The sequence below is a fragment of the Seonamhaeicola sp. ABD4_175 genome, from assembly GCF_056160885.1.
In genome coordinates, this window is record NZ_JBSWYC010000002.1 from 792852 (window position 1) to 812408 (window position 19557).

Genomic DNA, 19557 nt, shown 5'->3' on the forward strand with positions numbered 1-19557 from the left:
CTTTCCGCTATATCTTTGTTGTGCTAAACCTGTTTCAGCAGCTATAATCGTATAAAATCTAATTTTTAGTTTTCACAGCAATATTCTGTACTTATAAGCACAAAAAAGGATGCCGCATCAATCACTATTGCTACACGTCTTTCGGTTCATATTCGCCCTCAAAATACCACCACAAACTAGAATCTATAGAAGATTTCATTTTATTAATATCTACATCATCTTTTAAAAAAACCGTTAAATTTTCATCAACACGATTACACTCAACACTATTTCTAATTTCAATAGCGTCAATTTCATTAAAATGCTCTAGGTGTGTTTTAATTCTATGATCTAGAGACACATCACCTAAAAAAATTTTAATGGTAGGCTGCATTGGGGAATTCCTAATTTCTGATCTAAATGGAAGCATATCTGTAATTTTTTAAAGTGAATTATATAAAGTTAGTAATTTTTTTAAAAAAAGTCAATAAAAAAAGCCCTTCTCCTAAAAAGGAAAAGAGCTCTTTTATAAAACAAATAATAATTACTCTTCTAAATTAAGCTTTTTTAAATCATGAAAAAAGAACGTTTTGTCATTATTCATGCTTACAAATAATCCGTTTGGAAACGCAGTACCTAAAGCCATTGTAGTAACATCACAACCATCAGTTTCTGTGGTTCCTAAATTTACTTCTTTTACAAAAGCATTGGTTTTAACATCAAAAACATTAAATGTACCTGCTTGTTGGTTTGATACTATTAAAAACGATTTATTAGGGTAATGCGCAATGGCAATACCTTCAATATCTTCTTTAAAATATTCGCCACCAAAACAGAAAATTTCTTTATTCCCTTTACTTGGTTCTGCATGGTATTTTCTAATACAATGCCCTTCATCAGAATAATAAACAACACCTTCTTTGTTGTTTACAGCAATAGCTTCTATTTCTTTTTTCCCACTAAATTGGCCAAATTTTCTAACTAAATTAGCGTGTACTCCTAAAGTATCAGCAGTTAATTCATACTGGTATAAATAATTTTCTTTAGGGCCTGTTTTACGGCCTACAATGGCGTATAATTTGTTAGTTTTTTCAGATTTATAAAGCGCAATACCCATTGGCAAGTTAGCTTCGGGTTGTGTAGCATCTGTAAACACTTTAAAACCGCCATTATCTAAAGGTTTCATATCTGGCACAGAAAATAATCGTATTTGTTGGCGCTCTCTTTCGGTAAATGCCACAACATCAACTTGTGTTGAGTCGTTTATTTTAAAGCCATAAGCAACATCTACATTATTTGGGCGTTTTAAACCTCTAATTGTTTTATTTTCTATTATTTTACCTTGAAGATTAAATGCGTAAATAGCCCCTTCAGTGTTTTTATCTGTACCAAAAACAATACTTTTTGATGCATCGTTTTTGTTTATCCAAATTGCGGGGTCATCAGTATCATGCAACGTCTTTTCTGTAACAACACTAGGCGCTATTACAGGCAACTTTTTCCCGCATGATACAATTAGTAACCCTACAATTAATATTATAAATTTATGCATTTAAAACAGTTAGTTTCTTGGCTTGAAAATATCATATTTTAAACCAAAGGTAAGGCGTCTTCCGTAGTACTCTGCTTGCATAGTTCTATTTTTAACACCTTGAAAATAACGCAATGGTTGGTCTGTAATATTATTAACATCAACATACAAACGTAAGTTATCACTAAATGCGTATGAAGCGTTAAAATCTAATAAAAACTGCTCATCATAATGTCTGTCTTCAAAAGCACTACCGCCAATTTCATCAATATAAGAATCTGAATAATTAGCCGATAAACGTATGTTTAATTTTTTGCTATTGTAAGCTAAAGAGCCATTAAACATATTTGGTGCTGTACCTGGTAAATCTAAATCGGTTCTTTCATCGCCATCTTCATTTCTAACGCCATCGGCACTAGAGGTTAAATATGTGTAGTTTGCCATTAGGCTTAAGTTTTTAAGAAACCCTGGAAGGAAATCTAACTGACGTTGAAAAGATACTTCTGCACCTAATATGCTTGCATCATCACCGTTTTGTGGTTGAAAGGCATCATAACCTGTAGCAGCATCTTCAAATTGGTACACGTAAATAAAGTCACTAATATCTTTATAAAATGCACCACCTGAAAGAATACCAACACCTTTAAAGTAATGCTCTGCCATTACATCAAAATTCATAGATTCTGTAGCACTTAACTCTGGGTTACCTAAAAATATTTCTTCGTCATCGTTTACAACATCAACCGTTGGAACAACATCGGCATAATTTGGTCTAGCCAAGGTGTTTGTCCATGCAAAACGTAAAATAGTATTGTTGCTTAAGTTATATTTAAAATGTACACCAGGTAAAATATGTACATAATTTTTTTCATCAGTAATTGTTCCTACTAAATCTTCTTCATCTTCAATTTGGTTACCAGTAGCTTCGGTTTTTGTGCTTTCAACACGCACACCCACCATTACGTTTAATTTGTCAGATAAATTTTGCTCTGTCATGGCGTAAGCCGCGTATACTTTTTCTTCAACATTGTAGTTTGCTCTAAGGTATTCATCTGGCACTTCAGATTTTTTAAAAGCATCTTCATTGTTTAAATTTAATTGCCCTAAATATTCAGGATCTGCAAAAAAGCCTGCTGCGTATTGGCTACCAGCTAAATAATCTTTATCGGTTTGATCTACTAATGGTAAACCAGATAAGGTATCAAAAAATGGCGATAATGGTTCAAACTCAAAGAAATTATTATCTCTTTGTTTTTCTTTTAATTTAATTCTACCTCCAAATTTTAAGAATCCGTTAGCGCTATTTAAAATATTTAATGGTAGTTTGAAGTTTGCAAAGATGTTAAAATCTTCTTCATCAGTATATTGATTTTCTTCAGTTATTTCACCAAACTCAAAATTACTTGGTGTGTTATCAGTGTTATTTACAGGTGTAAATAATGGAAATTCAGAATCTGCTACATGGTTATTAATAATGTATTTAGATTCGTACTCCATGTAACGTTCGTTTAAGCGCTCTTCGGAAGCTTTAGCGTATGACGCCATCCAGTCAAACTCTACTTTACCAAATAAATGCTCGCCACCTAAACTGTAGTTTTGCATGCGTTGATCTTCTAATCTAGCATTTTTATTTCTATCGTTATCTATACCACCTTTTGATTGTCTTTTTACTTCAACAGGAAACATGGTTGGCACGTTATCGGTAATTGTAAAATCACCTACTTCAATATCTTTAGCATCTAAAATTTCATGTTCTAACCTATAGCGATTTTCTCTATCGTCTCTCCAGTTGTACATAGATTTTAAGTACACTTTATTATTTGCGTTAAAAGCATAATCTAAATTTACAGAAAAGCTTCTACGAACGCGTTGTACTATATATGTTCTTTGTTCAAATACGTTAGCATATGGGTTTACTTCCATTTCAACTTCTTCATCTGTATTGGCATCATAATAAGCAAACTCATCGGTCCATTCAGCTTCAATATTATCAGAACCAAAATCTGAATCGTTAAAAGAGGCAGAAGCCATCCAGCCAAACTTACCGTTTTTAGATTTATCGCCAATTAAAAAAGAAGTGTTAACAATACGTCTATCAGTTATAAAATTAACACCAGAACCTAAAGTTGCAGCAGCTCTAAATCCGTTTGGCGATGTTCTAGTAACTAAGTTTACAGAACCACCAAGGGCATCTGCATCCATATCTGGTGTAACAGCTTTATTAACTTCAATAAGTTGAATCATATCTGAAGGAATAAGATCCATTTGAATATTTCTGTTATCACCTTCAGCCGATGGTATTCTGCTACCATTTAAAGTAACAGAGTTTAATTGAGGTGCCAAACCACGCACTATAACGTTACGCGCTTCACCTTGGTCTACCTGCATGGTTATACCTGGAATACGCTTAACAGCATCACCAATGTTTGCATCTGGAAATTTACCAATTTGGTCTGTAGATACAACATTTGTTATGTTTTGTTTATTTTTTTGTGCGTTTAAAGCTTTTGCTTGCCCGTTATTATAACTGTTAATAACTACATCTTCTAGTTCTAAAGCTTTTTCTCTAATAAAAATAGTAACGCTCACAGTTTTTCCTGCTTGCACCTCTACTTGTGTTTCAGTATCAGCATAACCTAAATACTTTACTTTAAGAGTTTTGTTTCCTTCTGATACGTTTACAAAAAGGAATTTTCCATCAGCATCAGAAATAACGCCTTTATTATCGGCCTCTATTAAAATATTTGCAAAAGGTACTGGTAAACCTTTTTCATCAATAATTGCACCTTGAATATTTCCATTTTGAGAGAATCCTAAAAACGAAAACAACAAAGCAAAAAGCAAAATTAAGTGTTGTTTTTTCATTATAAATTTAATTGTTAGTTATGACTGCGAAATAACAAAACAACTAAACCAAGTTTATTAAATAAGATTTAAGTTAAGGTTATTAACACTTAAGGAAGTTCTTTATTTTTAAACTAATTTAACATTGCGTAAAAGTTTAATAAACATTAAAATTTAAAACAAAAAAAACTCTTTCTAAAAATAGAAAGAGCTTTTATATTTTAACAAACAAGTTTAATTAAGCTTCAAAAGGCTCAATAGAAACATATGATTTGTTATCTTTTTTCTTAGTAAATTTTACAATACCATCTACTTTGGCATGTAATGTATGATCTTTTGAAGAGTACACATTCTCACCTGGGTGATGCGTGTTACCTCTTTGTCTTACGATAATATTACCAGCAATTGCTGCTTGACCACCAAAAATTTTAACACCTAAGCGTTTCGATTCTGATTCTCTACCGTTTTTCGAACTTCCGACTCCTTTTTTATGTGCCATTTTATTTCGATTTTAAGTTTTTATGAATATAAGAACTAAAGCTTATGCCTTACCTCCGTCTAATTCGTCTTGCCATTTTTTAAGTTCATCCCACTTACCTTCAGCAGCTAATTTAGCTTGAGCTGGCCAAGTATCTGTAACATGGTTACCTCTAACATCAGCAATAATTTCAGAAATTTTTTCTGGAGTAGAAGCTGCTAAATCTGCAAATGTTGCAATACCAGCCTCAACTAATGTTGATGCAATTTTAGGACCTATACCTTCAACTTTCTTTAAGTCATCAGCTTTTGCTGTTGCTTTTTTAGCTGCAGGTTTTGCTGCTGCCTTTGGAGCTTCTTTTTTTGCTGGAGCAGCTTTTTTAGCTCCTGAAGCCGCAATACTTTCAATTACTATTTCAGTTAAAGATTGACGGTGACCATTTTTTACACGGTAACCTTTACGTCTTTTCTTTTTGAAAACAATAACTTTATCACCTTTAAGGTGCTTAACAACTTTTGCTCCTACTTGAGCTCCGTTTATAGCCGGGGCGCCTACAGTTACTTTGTCTCCATCTGCAATTAAAAGAACATTATCAAAAGCAACACTGCTTCCTTCTTCTCCTTGTAAACGGTTAACAAAAACTTTTTGGTCTTTTTCAACTTTAAATTGATGCCCTGCTATCTCTACAATTGCGTACATAGCGTAACGTTTTTATTAATTAATTTTGATATAAATTACACTTTTGATTCTTCAAAAGCGGATGCAAATATACTGCTAATTAATTAATCTACAAACGTTTTATTGATTTTGAAGAATATTTCTACTACTTTTAAACAGTTGCATTACAGTTAACGATGCAACTACAGTAGTTGCAAACCCCATTACCGCAACTATAAAAGTTACCATACCAATATCTATATTAAAGGTGCCACTTAATGTTTGCATTAATGAAGACAAAAAACCAGGACTAATTTCTGTTGAATAAAACAAAAAGAAAACTGTAAAAAACAACGTAGCTACAAAACCCGTTGTTAAACCGGTTTCAAAACCTTCTTTGTACGAAAAATTACTTGATAAATACATTTTTCTGTATTTAATTGCTTCATATATACCAATACCAGTAATTACCGCATTAAAAAAACTAAATGCTGGATTTATGTGTTTATTAAATAATGATAAAATTAAAAAGTATGCTATTAAAACGGCACTTGTAACAAGGCCAAACCTAACCGAAAGTGATAATTTTTTCATGATAATTTTTTTTTAGTTTCTCTTAATTTACTAAAAAATTACCACTATTAATAATTAACACGCTTTAAATTAGCTATTTATATTCATTCTTTTATGTGAAAGATACACACCTATTAAAATTATAATAGTAGCTACACCTTGTATAAAACTAAACTGTTCGCCATCAATTAAACCCCAAAACACTGCTATAATAGGCATAACATATGTTACTGAAGATGCAAATACAGGTGATGATATTTGTACAAGCTTATTAAATATTACTTTAGCTATTGCCGTACCAAACAAAGCCAACACTAGCATGTATAAAAGCGCGGGTTTTATTTCAGGGCTTGATAAAGTTTCTTCTTTAAAAAAACCGGTAGATACCAGCACCACTATTGCTGGCACAACTATAGCTACAAAATTACCTACCGTTATTGTTAAAGCATTCATAGTTTGTAAATAGCGCTTTATTATATTAACATTTGCAGCATACATTATAGTAGCTATTATTACTAATAAAGTGTACGTGTAGTTTTGGTTTGGGTTTAAAGCTGCACCGTTAAATATTAACATTACCGTACCAACTAAGCCTACTAAAACACCCATAACCTGACGCTTTGTTGAGGCTACTTTAAAAACTAAAGCCCCTAAAATAATAGTGTTTAATGGCACTAATGAATTTAAAATAGAGGCAACAGAACTATCAATTTCTGTTTCAGCAAAAGCAAAAAGGAAAGACGGAAAAAATGTACCAAAAAAACCTGCTAAGGCCACCCATTTCCATTCTGCCAGTTTTATAGTTTTCACTTTATTAAAACCTATAATTAATAAAATAATGGTTGTAAATATTGTTCTTACAGCACCAACTTGCAATGGTGTTAAGCCCACCAAGGCTTTTTTTATTAAAATAAATGAGCTGCCCCAAATTAATGAAAGTACAATTAAATAAAACCATTTAATATTTTTCTTCATGCCTTGTTATAAGTATGCAAAATTGCAACTTTTAACACAATTAAACGTTATTTATTTAGTAATTTTGCATTAACCTACATGTTAATTTATAAGTGCTTAATTAACGTGATTATTAATTTGTAATTAAACAAGATTTAAATTTTATAAATTCATAGTAAAATGAACATTTTAAAAACATTTACAGCTATAGCTATTTTAGTTATTACGCTTACAAGCTGTAAAAACGAAGCTAAAGCCGAAGTTAAAACCATTGAAGTTACCACTGAAACGGCACAAAAAACTGACCCGAATGCTACTTATGCAAAAGCAGAATTTACAATTGATGGTATGACATGCGAAATTGGTTGCGCTAAAACTATTGAAAAAAAATTAGGTAAAATGGACGGTGTAAAATCGGCTAAAGTTAATTTTGAAAAAAAATTAGCAATGGTAGAGTTTAACGAAGCCAAAGTAACCACTACATCATTAGAAGAAACTGTAACACATGTTGCCGACGTTTATAAAGTTAGCAACATGAAAACTGTTGATGCTTTTTCGGCTCAATAATACAACACACAACGTTTACAAAAGCTTCTTTTACAAAGAAGCTTTTTTTTATTTCCACTTTAAGCTTTCCATTAAGCGCATAATATCTTTTTGCAAATAATTAGCTGCTGGGAAAATAGAATCATAATTTGGTTTTGCATAAAAATATAACGAACCTGTTAAAAAGTGGTTTACACTATCTGTTACATAAAATTGCGCTGGCGATGCCACATTACCTTTAACTTCAGACAATAAACCATACACCTTTTCAGCTTTATTTTCAAAAGGTGTTACAGGAATTTCATCGGCCTTTTTTGTATGCTCTAAGGTGAATTTTTGTGCGTCTTTTAAAAAATCATTTAAATAATTTTTATTGCCTTCAACCGCTTTATAAGTTAAAAAGATAGTTCCTTTTAGCTTTGGGTATTTAATGTTTATAGCATAACTTTTTGTAGGCGCTGGCATTACTTTAGCTTCTGCTTTGGTTGCTATTATATTTTTTTCAAATGAAAAAGGCAGGTTTAAATTAGCTTTTACATATTTAGCTTCAGGGTAATCTAAGCGTAAAAACGCTTTGGGTTTTGGCTTATAATCATCATTACAGCTTGCTAGCATTATAATTAAAAACAGACTTACAATTAACCTCATTTAAAGTATGGTGAATTTTACTAGTTTAATTCTTTTTTTATCTAAAGCTTCAATAGTGAAAACGTAATTTTCAAAATTTATTTTACTATTTAATTTAGGGAAACTCCCTGAGATTTCTAAAACAAAACCCGCAATAGTTTCGGCTTCGCCTTTATTATTTTCAAAAATAGTTTCGTCTTCAATTCTCACTATTTTATAAATGTCTTTTAAGGTTGTTTTACCTTCAAAAACAAAATTATTATCATCTAGTTTAGAGTATTGTAAATCTTCATCGTCAAATTCATCACTAATATCACCTACTATTTCTTCAATAATATCTTCTAAAGAAATTAATCCTGAAGTACCGCCATACTCATCAACAACAACTGCTAAATGCACTTTTTTCTCTTGAAATTCAGTCATTAAATCGTCTAACTTTTTATTTTCAGGCACAAAAAACGGTTCTCTAATTAAGTTTACCCAATTAAACTGCTTTTTGTTTATGTGTGGCAGCAAATCCTTAACGTAAAGTATGCCTTTTATTTGGTCTATATTATCTTCATAAACCGGAATTCTGGAGTAGCCGTTAGCTATTATTTCTGGCATTATTTCTGTATACTTTTGCTCTATATTTAGCGCAAAAATATCCATGCGTGGGCGCATAACCTGTTTGGTATCTGTATTACCAAAAGATACAATGCCTTGCAGTATTTTATGTTCTTCGGTGGTGGTATCTTCTTCACTTGTTAACTCTAGGGCTTGTGATAATTGATCTACACTTAAATTAGATTTTTGTTTTCCTAATTTATTGTGAATAGCCAAAGTTACGCTTTCCATGGGCGAACTTAACGGTGAAAATAACACATTTAAAACACGTAGTGGCAATGCCATAAACATGGCGAATTTCACATTGTTTCTGCTAGCATAAATTTTAGGCAGTATTTCGCCAAAAAGCAATATTAAAAAGGTAATTACTATAACCTCTAATACAAATTTTATAGTGGAATCTGTTACGTTTTTAAACATAAAATCTCCTAAATAAGCAAACAATATAACCGTTGCAATATTTATAAAATTATTGGCTACAAGAATGGTTGCTAATAGTTTTTTGGGTTGCTCTAACAACATTGAAACAACCTGCATGTGTTTTGGGTTAGTTTCTAAACCGTTTTCAATATCATTTTTTGTGAGTGAAAACATAGCTACTTCTGCGCCAGATATTAATGCAGAACATGCTAAAAGCACAAATAGCAATACAAAACTTGAAACTAATGAAACGTTTATTGCAATTATTAAACTTAAAAAACTGGTGGGATCAGGATCCAAATGTTAGGGTTTTAGTTAAACATAAGTTATAACCTGTAGTGGTTTTAAAAAGGAAGATCATCTTCATGTTGTGCCGGAGTTTCACTTACAGTATTTTGAGTTGGGCTTGATGTTTTTGGTTGAGATTGTGCTGCACTGTTTACTGCATTGTTTTCACTTTCTTTTTTTGTGCTTAAAAACGTAAAATCTGTACACTGTACTTCAGTACTGTAACGCTCTGTTCCTTTATCATCTTGCCATTTACGGGTTTTTAAACGTCCTTCTATATAAACTTTATCGCCTTTACTTAGGTATTTTTCACAAATTTCGGCACCTTTATTTCTAACAACAACATTATGCCACTCTGTGTTTGTAACACGCTCATTAGTTTGTTTGTTTGTGTAGGTTTCATTGGTTGCTAACGGAAATCTTCCAACGCATCCGCCTCCTTCAAAATAATGCATTTTCACTTCATCTCCTAAATGCCCAATTAGCATTACTTTATTTAATGTTCCTGACATAGCTTTGTTTATTTTGTTGCAAAATTACTTAATTGTATGTGCATTTTTTAAAATTAATAAAAAAATATGGTTTTGTAACTTTAATTAAACCTAAAAACCTCTATAAAATTACCTATTAAAACAGGTACTGCATAGGTTTTTACATCTTCAAAAAACACACCTTCTTTTGGCAATTTATCTACATTTACTATCCAGAATTTAGTATATAAATGTTGGTGCGATAGCTTATGAACTAAACTATCGTTATTATACAAGGTTAATTTAAATGATTGTTTTTTTAAAAGATCTTCAGTTTTTAACTGCTTCATAAAAACATCAAAATCAACATCTTTTTTTGTTTCAACTAAAGGAAACTGATACAAGTTTTGCCAAATACCTTTGCCTATACGTTTTTCTAAAATAGTTTTACCGTCTTCAGAAATAAAAACTAAAAAATTAAAATACCGCTTTTTTACTTTGTTGGCCTTTAACTTTACTGGTAATACTTTTACCTTGTTTTTTGCCAAGGCTTCGCAAGAATTATTTAATGGACAAACGCTACAATTTGGGTTTTGTGGCTTACACTGTATGGCACCAAACTCCATAATAGCCTGGTTGTAATTGGCAGGATTTTTATTATCAATTAAAGTTTGTGCTAATGTTTTAAAATATTTTATGCCTTTTGTTGTGTTAATAGGTATATCTACATTAAAATAGCGTGCTAAAACCCGGTAAACATTACCATCAACCACTGCTGTGTTTTCGTTATAACAAAATGACGCAATGGCACTTGCTGTATAATCTCCTACGCCTTTTAGTTTTAATAAATCTTTGTAATTATTAGGAAATACTCCATTTAAATTATTCACCACATATTTAGCAGCCGCATGTAAATTTCTGGCTCTAGAATAATAACCAAGACCTTGCCATAATTTTAACACATCACTCTCTTTAGCTTTAGCTAAATGAAAAACAGACGGAAATGCCTTTAAAAAAGCATAATAATAAGGTAAACCTTGTTTAACTTGAGTTTGTTGTAAAATAATTTCAGACAACCAGATGTTATAAGGATTATTAGTATCTCGCCAAGGAAGGCTTCTTTTATTAACTGAATACCAGCTAGTTATTGTTTTATTGAATTGCATTTATAAAAATTACTCAAAGCGCTAAAATAATAGTTTATAATATTAAATTTTAATGAATTAGGTTTGAAATATTGAATATTAAATTCCTATATTTGCAACCCTTAAAAAAATTATATAGTAATCTAAAATAAATTAATTAAAATGACGAAGGCTGATTTAGTAGCAAAAATCTCTGAGAAATTAGGTATTGAAAAAGGAGATGTACAAGCAACGGTTGAATCTTTCATGGAAGAGGTAAAAACATCTTTAGAAAGTGGTGATAATGTTTACTTAAGAGGTTTTGGTAGCTTTATTATAAAAACAAGAGCAGAAAAAACAGGTAGAAATATTTCAAAAAATACAACTATTAAAATTCCTGCACACAATATTCCTGCTTTTAAGCCGGCAAAAGTTTTTGTGGAAGGCGTTAAAACAAACGTTGACGTAAAATAATACATGTGCTGAATTTGTTTTCAGCATTTAAAATAAATCATTAATTTAAACACTCTATTTATGCCAAGTGGTAAAAAACGTAAAAGACATAAGGTAGCTACGCATAAACGTAAAAAGCGTAGACGCGCAAACCGTCACAAAAAGAAAAAATAAATCAAAAAAGTAGTTAGATTAACTACTTTTTTGGTTATTACAACAAAACGTTCTTTGAAATGAGTTCTTTTAAAAAGAACTCCACGGTAACCCCGACAACCATATCGGGACCTGTGAAATTATACCCTGCAAACATGCATTGTATAATTAAAAAATATTGTTTAATCCATCTGTACAACTACTAGTTATTAGTTACTTGTTATTGGTTTTCAGTTGTTTTCCAACACTTTTCACCTTTAACTTTTTAACTTTTATACTAAAAACGTATGGATAAAAATTAACTACATGGATAAAGAATTGATTATTCGTTCTAGTTCAGAAACGGTTGATTTTGCCTTATTAAAAGATGGAAAACTAATTGAATTACAAAAAGATGAAGATGATAACAATTTTTCTGTTGGTGATGTGTTTATAGCCAAAATACGAAAAACTGTTCCGGGTTTAAATGCTGCATTTGTAAATGTAGGTTATGAAAAAGATGCGTTTTTGCATTATCATGATTTAGGCCCAAAACTTCCTTCGCTTTTAAAATTCATTAAACGTGTAAGCACAGGTAAACTAAAAGATTACTCTTTAAAAAATTTCCCATTTGAAAAAGATATTGATAAAGACGGCAAAATTGTCGACGCATTAAAATCTAATCAATCGCTATTAGTACAAATAGTAAAAGAACCAATATCTACCAAAGGCCCAAGAATAAGCTCAGAGCTTTCAATTGCCGGAAGATATATTGTTTTAGTACCTTTTTCTAACAGAATTTCTATATCACAAAAAATAGAAGATAGAGAAGAAAAAGACCGCCTAAAACGTTTGGTTAAAAGTATTACACCACAAGGATTTGGCGTAATAGTACGTACGGTAGCAAAAGGCAAAAAAGTAGCCGAACTAGATAAAGATTTACAGCACTTGCTTAGTCGATGGACTAACATGTGCAAAAAGTTACATAAAGCCCATTTTCCAAGTAAAGTGTTAGGTGAAATGAACAAAGCCTCGTCTATATTACGAGACATTTTTAATGACACCTTTACAGCTATTCATGTTGATGATGAAGAGCTTTATTATCAAGTAAAAGATTATTTGCAAGAAATTGCACCAAAAAAAGAATCTATAGTTAAATTGTATCAGTCAAAAATTCCAATTTTTGAAAAATTTGGAATAGAAAGACAAATTAAAACCTCATTTGGTAGAACCGTATCTATGGCAAAAGGCGCCTATTTAGTGGTAGAACACACTGAAGCCCTTCATGTTATTGATGTTAATAGCGGTAATAGATCAAACAAATCTAACAACCAAGAGGATACAGCCTTAGAAGTAAATTTAATTGCAGCTACAGAAATTGCACGCCAATTACGCCTACGCGATATGGGTGGCATTATTGTGGTAGATTTTATTGATATGACTAATGCTGAAAACAGGCAAAAGCTCTTTAATCATTTAAGAGATGAAATGAAAGATGATAGAGCAAAACATAAAATATTGCCACCAAGTAAATTTGGATTGATACAAATAACAAGGCAGCGTGTACGCCCAGAACTAGATATTAAAACCCGTGAAGAAAACCCTAACGGAGTTAATGGTACCGAAGTTGAAGCACCTATTGGGCTAGTACAAAAAATAACGCATGACCTTGAACAACTATACAGAAAAGACTATAAAAAGCTGACCTTAAACACACATCCTTTTATAGCAGCCTTTTTAACAAAAGGTTTTCCATCTATTCGTTCAAAATGGTTTTTTGAACACAAAAAATGGGTTAAAATTTTACCAAGAGATGCTTACACATACCTAGAATATCACTTTTTTGATAAAAAAGGTAATCAGTTAAAATAAAATTAAACCCGCAACTTTATGCAAGTTAGCGGGTTTTTTTGTTTTTTATCGGTGTTTTTAAATAATTTATTTACATTTGTTAACACCAAACTATTAATTATGAATATAATATACCTTCTCTCAATTTTTAAAATTAAGCTAAATCTACACAGGCTGTTTTAAACATTTCAAAGCTATATTTCATATTTTCAACATGCAACCAAAACCTCAGAACATGCAAAAAAAAGTCCTTATTTATTTTGCTTTATTTATTAGTGTGAATTTATTTTCGCAAAATTTCAGATCAATTTGGAATACTAATAACACAGAATCTGGTTCTTCAGCAAACAACCAAATAACCATACCTACAAACCCAAATTACTCAACTTATAATTATGATGTTAATTGGGGCGATGGAAATATAGACACCGGAGTTAGTGGAAACATAACCCACACTTATGCAGCTCCTGGCATGTATACTATAGAAATTAGCGGCACTTTTCCATCTATCTATTTTAACGATGAAAACACCAGTGATAAGCTAAAAATCATAGAGATATTGGCATGGGGCACCATCCAATGGCAAACCATGGAAAATGCGTTTTTTGGTTGCGAAAACCTAAATTTTGATTTAATTGATGCCCCAGATTTATCCCAAGTTACTTCGCTCCAAAACATGTTTAGGGGATGTGAGGCCTTTAATGGTATTCTTAATAATTGGGATGTTAGTACCATAACCAATATATCTGGTCTCTTTCAAGAATGCATCGCTTTTAATAGACCATTGGATTTATGGAATACAACTAATTTTACCGACATGTCTTACACGTTCCACAGAGCAAGAGCTTTTAATGAACCTCTGGACAATTGGAATGTTGCATCGGTTACAGATATGGAGTATTTCTTATCAGAAGCTTCTTCTTTTAACCAAAACATCAATAATTGGAACATATCAAATCTCACCAATTTAATTGGAACATTTAGATACACAGGTCGTTTCAATCAACCCTTAGATAATTGGAATGTTAGTAACATAACAGATTTAACTGGCACATTTCAAGGTTCTGCATTCAATAGACCAATAAATAATTGGAATGTAAGTAATGTAGTTTCTATGGAAGCCACCTTTAGAGAATCACAGTTTAATCAGCCTTTAGATAATTGGGATGTTAGTGGCGTAACCAATATGTCTCAGATGTTTCATAGAAACCGAACTTTTAATCAACCTATAAACAATTGGAATGTAAGCAACGTTACGGATATGTCTGGTATGTTTGATGGTTGGATTTGGGGAGCAGTCTTTAACCAACCCTTAGATAATTGGGATGTAAGTAACGTAACAAACATGGAATACATGTTTAGAGATAATTCTGCGTTTAATCAAGACATTAGTATGTGGAATGTTAGTGGCGTAACCAATATGCGTGGTATGTTTGAAGAAAACCCAGCTTTTAATCAAAATATAGACAATTGGGACGTTAGCAATGTTACAAACATGAGTCAAATGTTTAATGAAGCAACCGCTTTTAACCAACCCTTAAACTCATGGAATATTGGTAGTGTTACGGCAATTGAAGGAATGTTCTTTAGTGCAACGGCATTTAACCAACCTCTAGATAATTGGGATGTATCTGGTGTTACAAGCCTTAGAAATATGTTCCGCTTAGCTACTAATTTTAATCAAGATATTAGTTCATGGAACGTCTCCACTGTAACACAGTTTTCTGCAATGTTATTAAATGCCAGTTCATTTAATCAAAATCTAGCCAATTGGAATATTGCTAACGCCACAAATATGGGTAACATGCTTTCCAATAGTGGCCTATCACAAGAAAATTACGACAACACCTTAATTGGTTGGGCAGGTCAAACGGTGCAAAATGGGGTTAGCCTAGGGTCTAACGGACTTCAGTACTGTGATGCATTGAATCAAAGACAAGGCTTGATAGACATAAATAATTGGACCATTACAGGAGATAATGTAAATTGTTCTTATGTGCTATGTACCGAAATTACCATGCCAGCAGCAGGAGACACCATGACACCAGCTAATAGTGATATTAGATGGAATCCTGCTCCAAATGCAGACGGATACAGAGTTACTTTAGAAATTGAACGTGGCGGCTCTAGAAATTACGCAACTATTGGTGGCAATCCTGCAAACAACTATGATGTGGGTAATGTGGTTGGTTTAAGCTTTACCAATGAGTTTCTACCTGGCGACACAGTATATGTTACAGTTGTTCCTTATAATACTGAAGGACCAGCAACGGGCTGCCAAGAACTTTCGTTTACAGTTATTGAAAGTTGGGTTAATAGTCCTGATGCCTTTAAATTAACTTATGATACTAGCATAACAGAATCTGGCTCAACACCGGCAAATCAGTTAAAAATCGAAGCTAATACCGGTTATCCAGATTATCTAACCTATAACTATTCTATTGATTGGGGCGATGGGCAATATAACAACAATGTAACTGGTGAAATTGTACATACTTACTTAACCCCAGGTGTTTATACAGTATCTATTATTGGAGATTTTCCAGCTCCTTACCATTATTATAACAATACCGATTCCATTAAGTTACTTTCTATTGACCAATGGGGAACTCAAGTTTGGCAATCCATGGCGTTTGCCTTCAACGGTTGCGAAAACATGGAATACAACGCTACAGATGTGCCAAATCTTTCTCAGGTAGAAAATGCTACTACTATGTTTAATCAATGCTATTTGTTCAACGGAGCCATTGATAACTGGGATGTTAGTAACTTAACTAATATGAGTAGCATGTTTATTTCTGCACGAATTTTTAATCAGCCACTAAACAGTTGGGATACCAGTAATGTTACCAATATGAGTGGAATGTTTGGGGCTGCTCAATTATTTAACCAACCTTTAGACAATTGGGATGTTAGCCAAGTTACCAACATGAATTTTATGTTCGCCCGAACAGATGATTTTAACCAAGATTTGAGTAGTTGGGATACTGGTAATGTTACAAATATGGCACGTATGTTCCAAAGCTCAAAAGCTTTTAATCAACCTATAAATAGTTGGAATGTAAGTCTGGTAACCAACATGTCAGAAATGTTCCAAAGAGCAGAAGTATTTAATCAACCTCTAAATAACTGGAATACGGGAAATGTAATCGACATGTCCGCCATGTTCTATGATGCCGAATTGTTTAACCAGAATATCAATAGTTGGAACGTATCTTCTGTAACAGATATGAGCCAAATGTTTTATGCCGCAACCGTATTTAACCAACCTTTGAACAATTGGAATGTTAGTTTAGTCACCAATATGACTTCTATGTTTTCTAGAGCGGAGGCTTTTAATCAAAATATTGACAGTTGGAACGTAACTAATGTAATTAACATGAGTAACATGTTCAATTACGCCATATCTTACAACCAACCCATGAATAATTGGGACGTAAACTCTGTTGTAAATATGAGCGGTATGTTTAGGGGTGCTCAAGTATTTGACCAACCTTTAGATAATTGGGACGTTAGTGCTGTTGCTAATATGAGCGCTATGTTTGAACATGCCGAAGTATTTAATCAAACAATCAACACATGGAATGTAAGTTCGGTAACCCTAATGCCATCCATGTTCGAATCGGCTTTAGCTTTTAACCAATCCTTAAACAGTTGGAACGTTGGTGTAGTTACAAATTTTGAATCTATGTTTGAAGAAGCAACTTCATTTAATCAACCTCTAAACAATTGGAACACAGGAGAAGCTCAAAATATGGAAGCCATGTTTTATGAAGCTTCAGTTTTTAATCAACCTCTAGATAATTGGAATACAGCTTTTGTTACCTCTATGAAAGACATGTTTAGGGAAGCACGTGCATTTAATCAACCTTTAAACTCATGGAATGTGGCTTCGGTTACCACCATGGAAGCTATGTTTCAAAACGCCATAACCTTTAATGGCGATATAGATAGTTGGAATGTAAGAGCTGTAACCACCATGGCCGATATGTTTAATGGTGCATCAGCCTTTAACAAACCCTTAAATAATTGGCGTACTACTAACGTAACAAGTATGTTTAGAATGTTTCAAGATGCTATTGCGTTTAATCAACCGTTAAATCAATGGTTATTTGGTAATGTTACAATGCGCGCTATGTTTAATGATGCTTCGGCATTTAATCAATATTTAGGCGATTGGGATGTTAGTGGCGTTACCGATATGAGAAACATGCTAGACGACACCGCTTTAACGCGTGAAAATTACGACAATACATTAATAGCTTGGTCAAATCAAACCTTAACTCCAGGAATTACTTTAGGCGCTGCATCACTTTTATATTGTGATGCTCAAGACGAACGTCAATCTATAATTGACACTTTTGGATGGACAATAAATTCAGATATTCTCGATTGTCCAATTCCAGAATGTACACAATTAACCTCGCCTTTAAACGGAAACACCAACGTACCCGTTAATACTAATATTACTTGGGAACACGCACTTTATGCCGAAGGTTATTATATAACGGTTGGCACAAGCCCTGGTGGTAATGATATATTAGATAATGAAAATGTAATTAATGACACCTCATACGAGTTTACAACAAACTTTAATAATGGAGACATTATTTATGTTACTATTGTGCCTTATAATTATGTTGGAAATGCCGTTGGGCCATGTACAGAAGAAAGTTTTACAATCTCAAATAATCCAGCAACGGTACCAGATTGCACAACCTTAATTGAACCTTTAAATGGAGCAACAGGTGTAGCAGTATCAACCAATTTAATTTGGAATGCCATCTCCAACGCCGATGGCTATAAGCTATCTGTTGGTTCTACTTCTGGTGGAACAGATATAGTAAACAATGAAGATATAGGTAATGTAACCGAGTATGATTTTACTGCAGATTTACCAGAAGACACCAATATTTTTGTAACCATTATTCCCTATAATGAAGAGGGCGATGCTACAAGTTGTTCTGAAGAATCATTCAGAACAGAGTTTATTCCTGTACCGCCTGCATGCACAACTTTAACTAATCCTGTTAATGGCGCCACTAATATTCCTGTATCTACCAACTTAACATGGAATCCAATTGCAGATGCTACTGGTTATTTACTCAGTGTTGGCACAACATCTGGAGGTGTAGAACTTATAAATAGTATTGATGTTGGTAATATAACTACCTATAATTTTTCAAGTGATTTACAAGATAATAGAATTTATTTTGTAAGAATAACGCCTTACAACAACGTTGGAGACGCTAGTGGTTGTACCGAGGAATCTTTCACTACCGCTGCAGCACCAACAGCGCCAACCTGTACAAGTTTAATAAGCCCGCTAGATGGCGCTGGCAATGTTTCAATAACCACAGATTTAACATGGAATGCCATTGCAGATGCTACAGGTTACAGACTAACGGTAGGTACAACTTCTGGTGGAACAGATATTATAAACAACCAAGATGTAGGTAATGTAACTACGTTTGATTTACCTACAGATTTACCAGAAAATACCCAAATATTTGTAAGTGTTGTGCCGTACAACGCAGTTGGTGATGCTACAGGTTGCAGCGAAGAATCTTTTACTACTGAAACTCTAGCAACAGCGCCAACCTGTACAAGTTTAACAAGTCCGCTTAATGGTGCTACCAATGTTTCAGTAACCACAGATTTAACATGGAATGCCATTGCAGATGCCACAGGTTACAGACTAACGGTAGGTACAACTTCAAACGGAACAGATATTGTAAACAACCAAGATGTAGGCAATGTAACTACGTTTGATTTACCTACAGATTTACCTGAAAATACCCAAATATTTGTGAGCCTTGTGCCATACAACGCATTAGGCGATGCTACAGGTTGCAGCGAAGAATCTTTTACTACTGAAACACTTCCAACAGCACCAACCTGTACAAGTTTAATAAGCCCGCTAGATGGCGCTAGCAATGTTTCAATAACCACAGATTTAACATGGAATGCCATTGCAGATGCTACAGGTTACAGACTAACGGTAGGTACAACTTCTGGTGGAAC

15 protein-coding genes are annotated in these 19557 nt (G+C 33.0%); 4 read left to right on the forward strand and 11 right to left on the reverse strand.

Annotation, left to right across the window (positions count from 1 at the left end):
• Window positions 1-130 precede the first annotated feature (130 nt).
• The 7 genes from ACXAG4_RS09880 to ACXAG4_RS09910 form a co-directional block, all read right to left on the reverse strand.
• Entirely contained in the window at window positions 131-409 is a 279-nt protein-coding gene (locus ACXAG4_RS09880; RefSeq protein ID WP_475295911.1) for a hypothetical protein, read from the reverse strand.
• A 114-nt stretch (window positions 410-523) separates the two neighbouring features.
• Entirely contained in the window at window positions 524-1531 is a 1008-nt protein-coding gene (locus ACXAG4_RS09885; RefSeq protein WP_475295912.1) for a phytase, read from the reverse strand.
• Window positions 1532-1540: 9 nt separating this feature from the next.
• The gene (locus ACXAG4_RS09890; RefSeq protein WP_475295913.1) at window positions 1541-4375 is read right to left on the reverse strand and encodes a TonB-dependent receptor; all 2835 of its coding nucleotides are present in this window, start codon (window positions 4373-4375) and stop codon (window positions 1541-1543) included.
• Between the two features lie 217 nt (window positions 4376-4592).
• Window positions 4593-4853: a 50S ribosomal protein L27 gene (gene rpmA, locus ACXAG4_RS09895; RefSeq protein ID WP_076698461.1), complete on the reverse strand. Its 261-nt coding sequence runs from the start codon at window positions 4851-4853 to the stop codon at window positions 4593-4595.
• A 42-nt stretch (window positions 4854-4895) separates the two neighbouring features.
• The gene (gene rplU, locus ACXAG4_RS09900) at window positions 4896-5531 is read right to left on the reverse strand and encodes a 50S ribosomal protein L21 (protein ID WP_475295914.1); all 636 of its coding nucleotides are present in this window, start codon (window positions 5529-5531) and stop codon (window positions 4896-4898) included.
• Between the two features lie 99 nt (window positions 5532-5630).
• Window positions 5631-6083: a DUF4199 domain-containing protein gene (locus ACXAG4_RS09905; protein ID WP_475295915.1), complete on the reverse strand. Its 453-nt coding sequence runs from the start codon at window positions 6081-6083 to the stop codon at window positions 5631-5633.
• A gap of 69 nt (window positions 6084-6152) precedes the next feature.
• Window positions 6153-7037, reverse strand: coding sequence for a DMT family transporter (locus ACXAG4_RS09910; protein WP_475295916.1), 885 nt, complete (start codon window positions 7035-7037; stop codon window positions 6153-6155).
• Between the two features lie 159 nt (window positions 7038-7196).
• On the opposite strand from ACXAG4_RS09910, the gene ACXAG4_RS09915 reads away from it, so the two are divergent.
• Window positions 7197-7583, forward strand: coding sequence for a heavy-metal-associated domain-containing protein (locus tag ACXAG4_RS09915; RefSeq protein ID WP_475295917.1), 387 nt, complete (start codon window positions 7197-7199; stop codon window positions 7581-7583).
• A 48-nt stretch (window positions 7584-7631) separates the two neighbouring features.
• On the opposite strand, the gene gldD is transcribed toward ACXAG4_RS09915, so the two are convergent.
• From gldD to mutY, 4 genes are all read right to left on the reverse strand, one after another.
• Window positions 7632-8210, reverse strand: coding sequence for a gliding motility lipoprotein GldD (gene gldD, locus ACXAG4_RS09920; RefSeq protein WP_475295918.1), 579 nt, complete (start codon window positions 8208-8210; stop codon window positions 7632-7634).
• Window positions 8211-9515 carry a gliding motility-associated protein GldE gene (locus ACXAG4_RS09925; protein ID WP_475295919.1) on the reverse strand — a complete coding sequence of 435 codons (1305 nt, stop codon included), beginning with the start codon at window positions 9513-9515 and terminating at the stop codon, window positions 8211-8213.
• Window positions 9516-9559: 44 nt separating this feature from the next.
• Window positions 9560-10015 (reverse strand): single-stranded DNA-binding protein, encoded by a 456-nt coding sequence (locus ACXAG4_RS09930; RefSeq protein ID WP_475295920.1) that lies wholly within the window; start codon window positions 10013-10015, stop codon window positions 9560-9562.
• 80 nt (window positions 10016-10095) lie between these two features.
• Entirely contained in the window at window positions 10096-11139 is a 1044-nt protein-coding gene (gene mutY, locus ACXAG4_RS09935) for an A/G-specific adenine glycosylase (protein ID WP_475295921.1), read from the reverse strand.
• Window positions 11140-11280: 141 nt separating this feature from the next.
• Here mutY and ACXAG4_RS09940 point away from each other — a divergent pair, with 141 nt between their 5' ends.
• From ACXAG4_RS09940 to ACXAG4_RS09950, 3 genes are all read left to right on the forward strand, one after another.
• Window positions 11281-11571 (forward strand): HU family DNA-binding protein, encoded by a 291-nt coding sequence (locus ACXAG4_RS09940; RefSeq protein WP_076698473.1) that lies wholly within the window; start codon window positions 11281-11283, stop codon window positions 11569-11571.
• A gap of 438 nt (window positions 11572-12009) precedes the next feature.
• A complete protein-coding gene (locus ACXAG4_RS09945; RefSeq protein ID WP_475295922.1) occupies window positions 12010-13554 on the forward strand; it encodes an Rne/Rng family ribonuclease in 1545 nt (514 codons plus the stop codon).
• A 214-nt stretch (window positions 13555-13768) separates the two neighbouring features.
• Window positions 13769-19557 (forward strand): BspA family leucine-rich repeat surface protein (locus ACXAG4_RS09950; RefSeq protein WP_475295923.1); only part of this gene is annotated, 5789 nt, incomplete at its 3' end.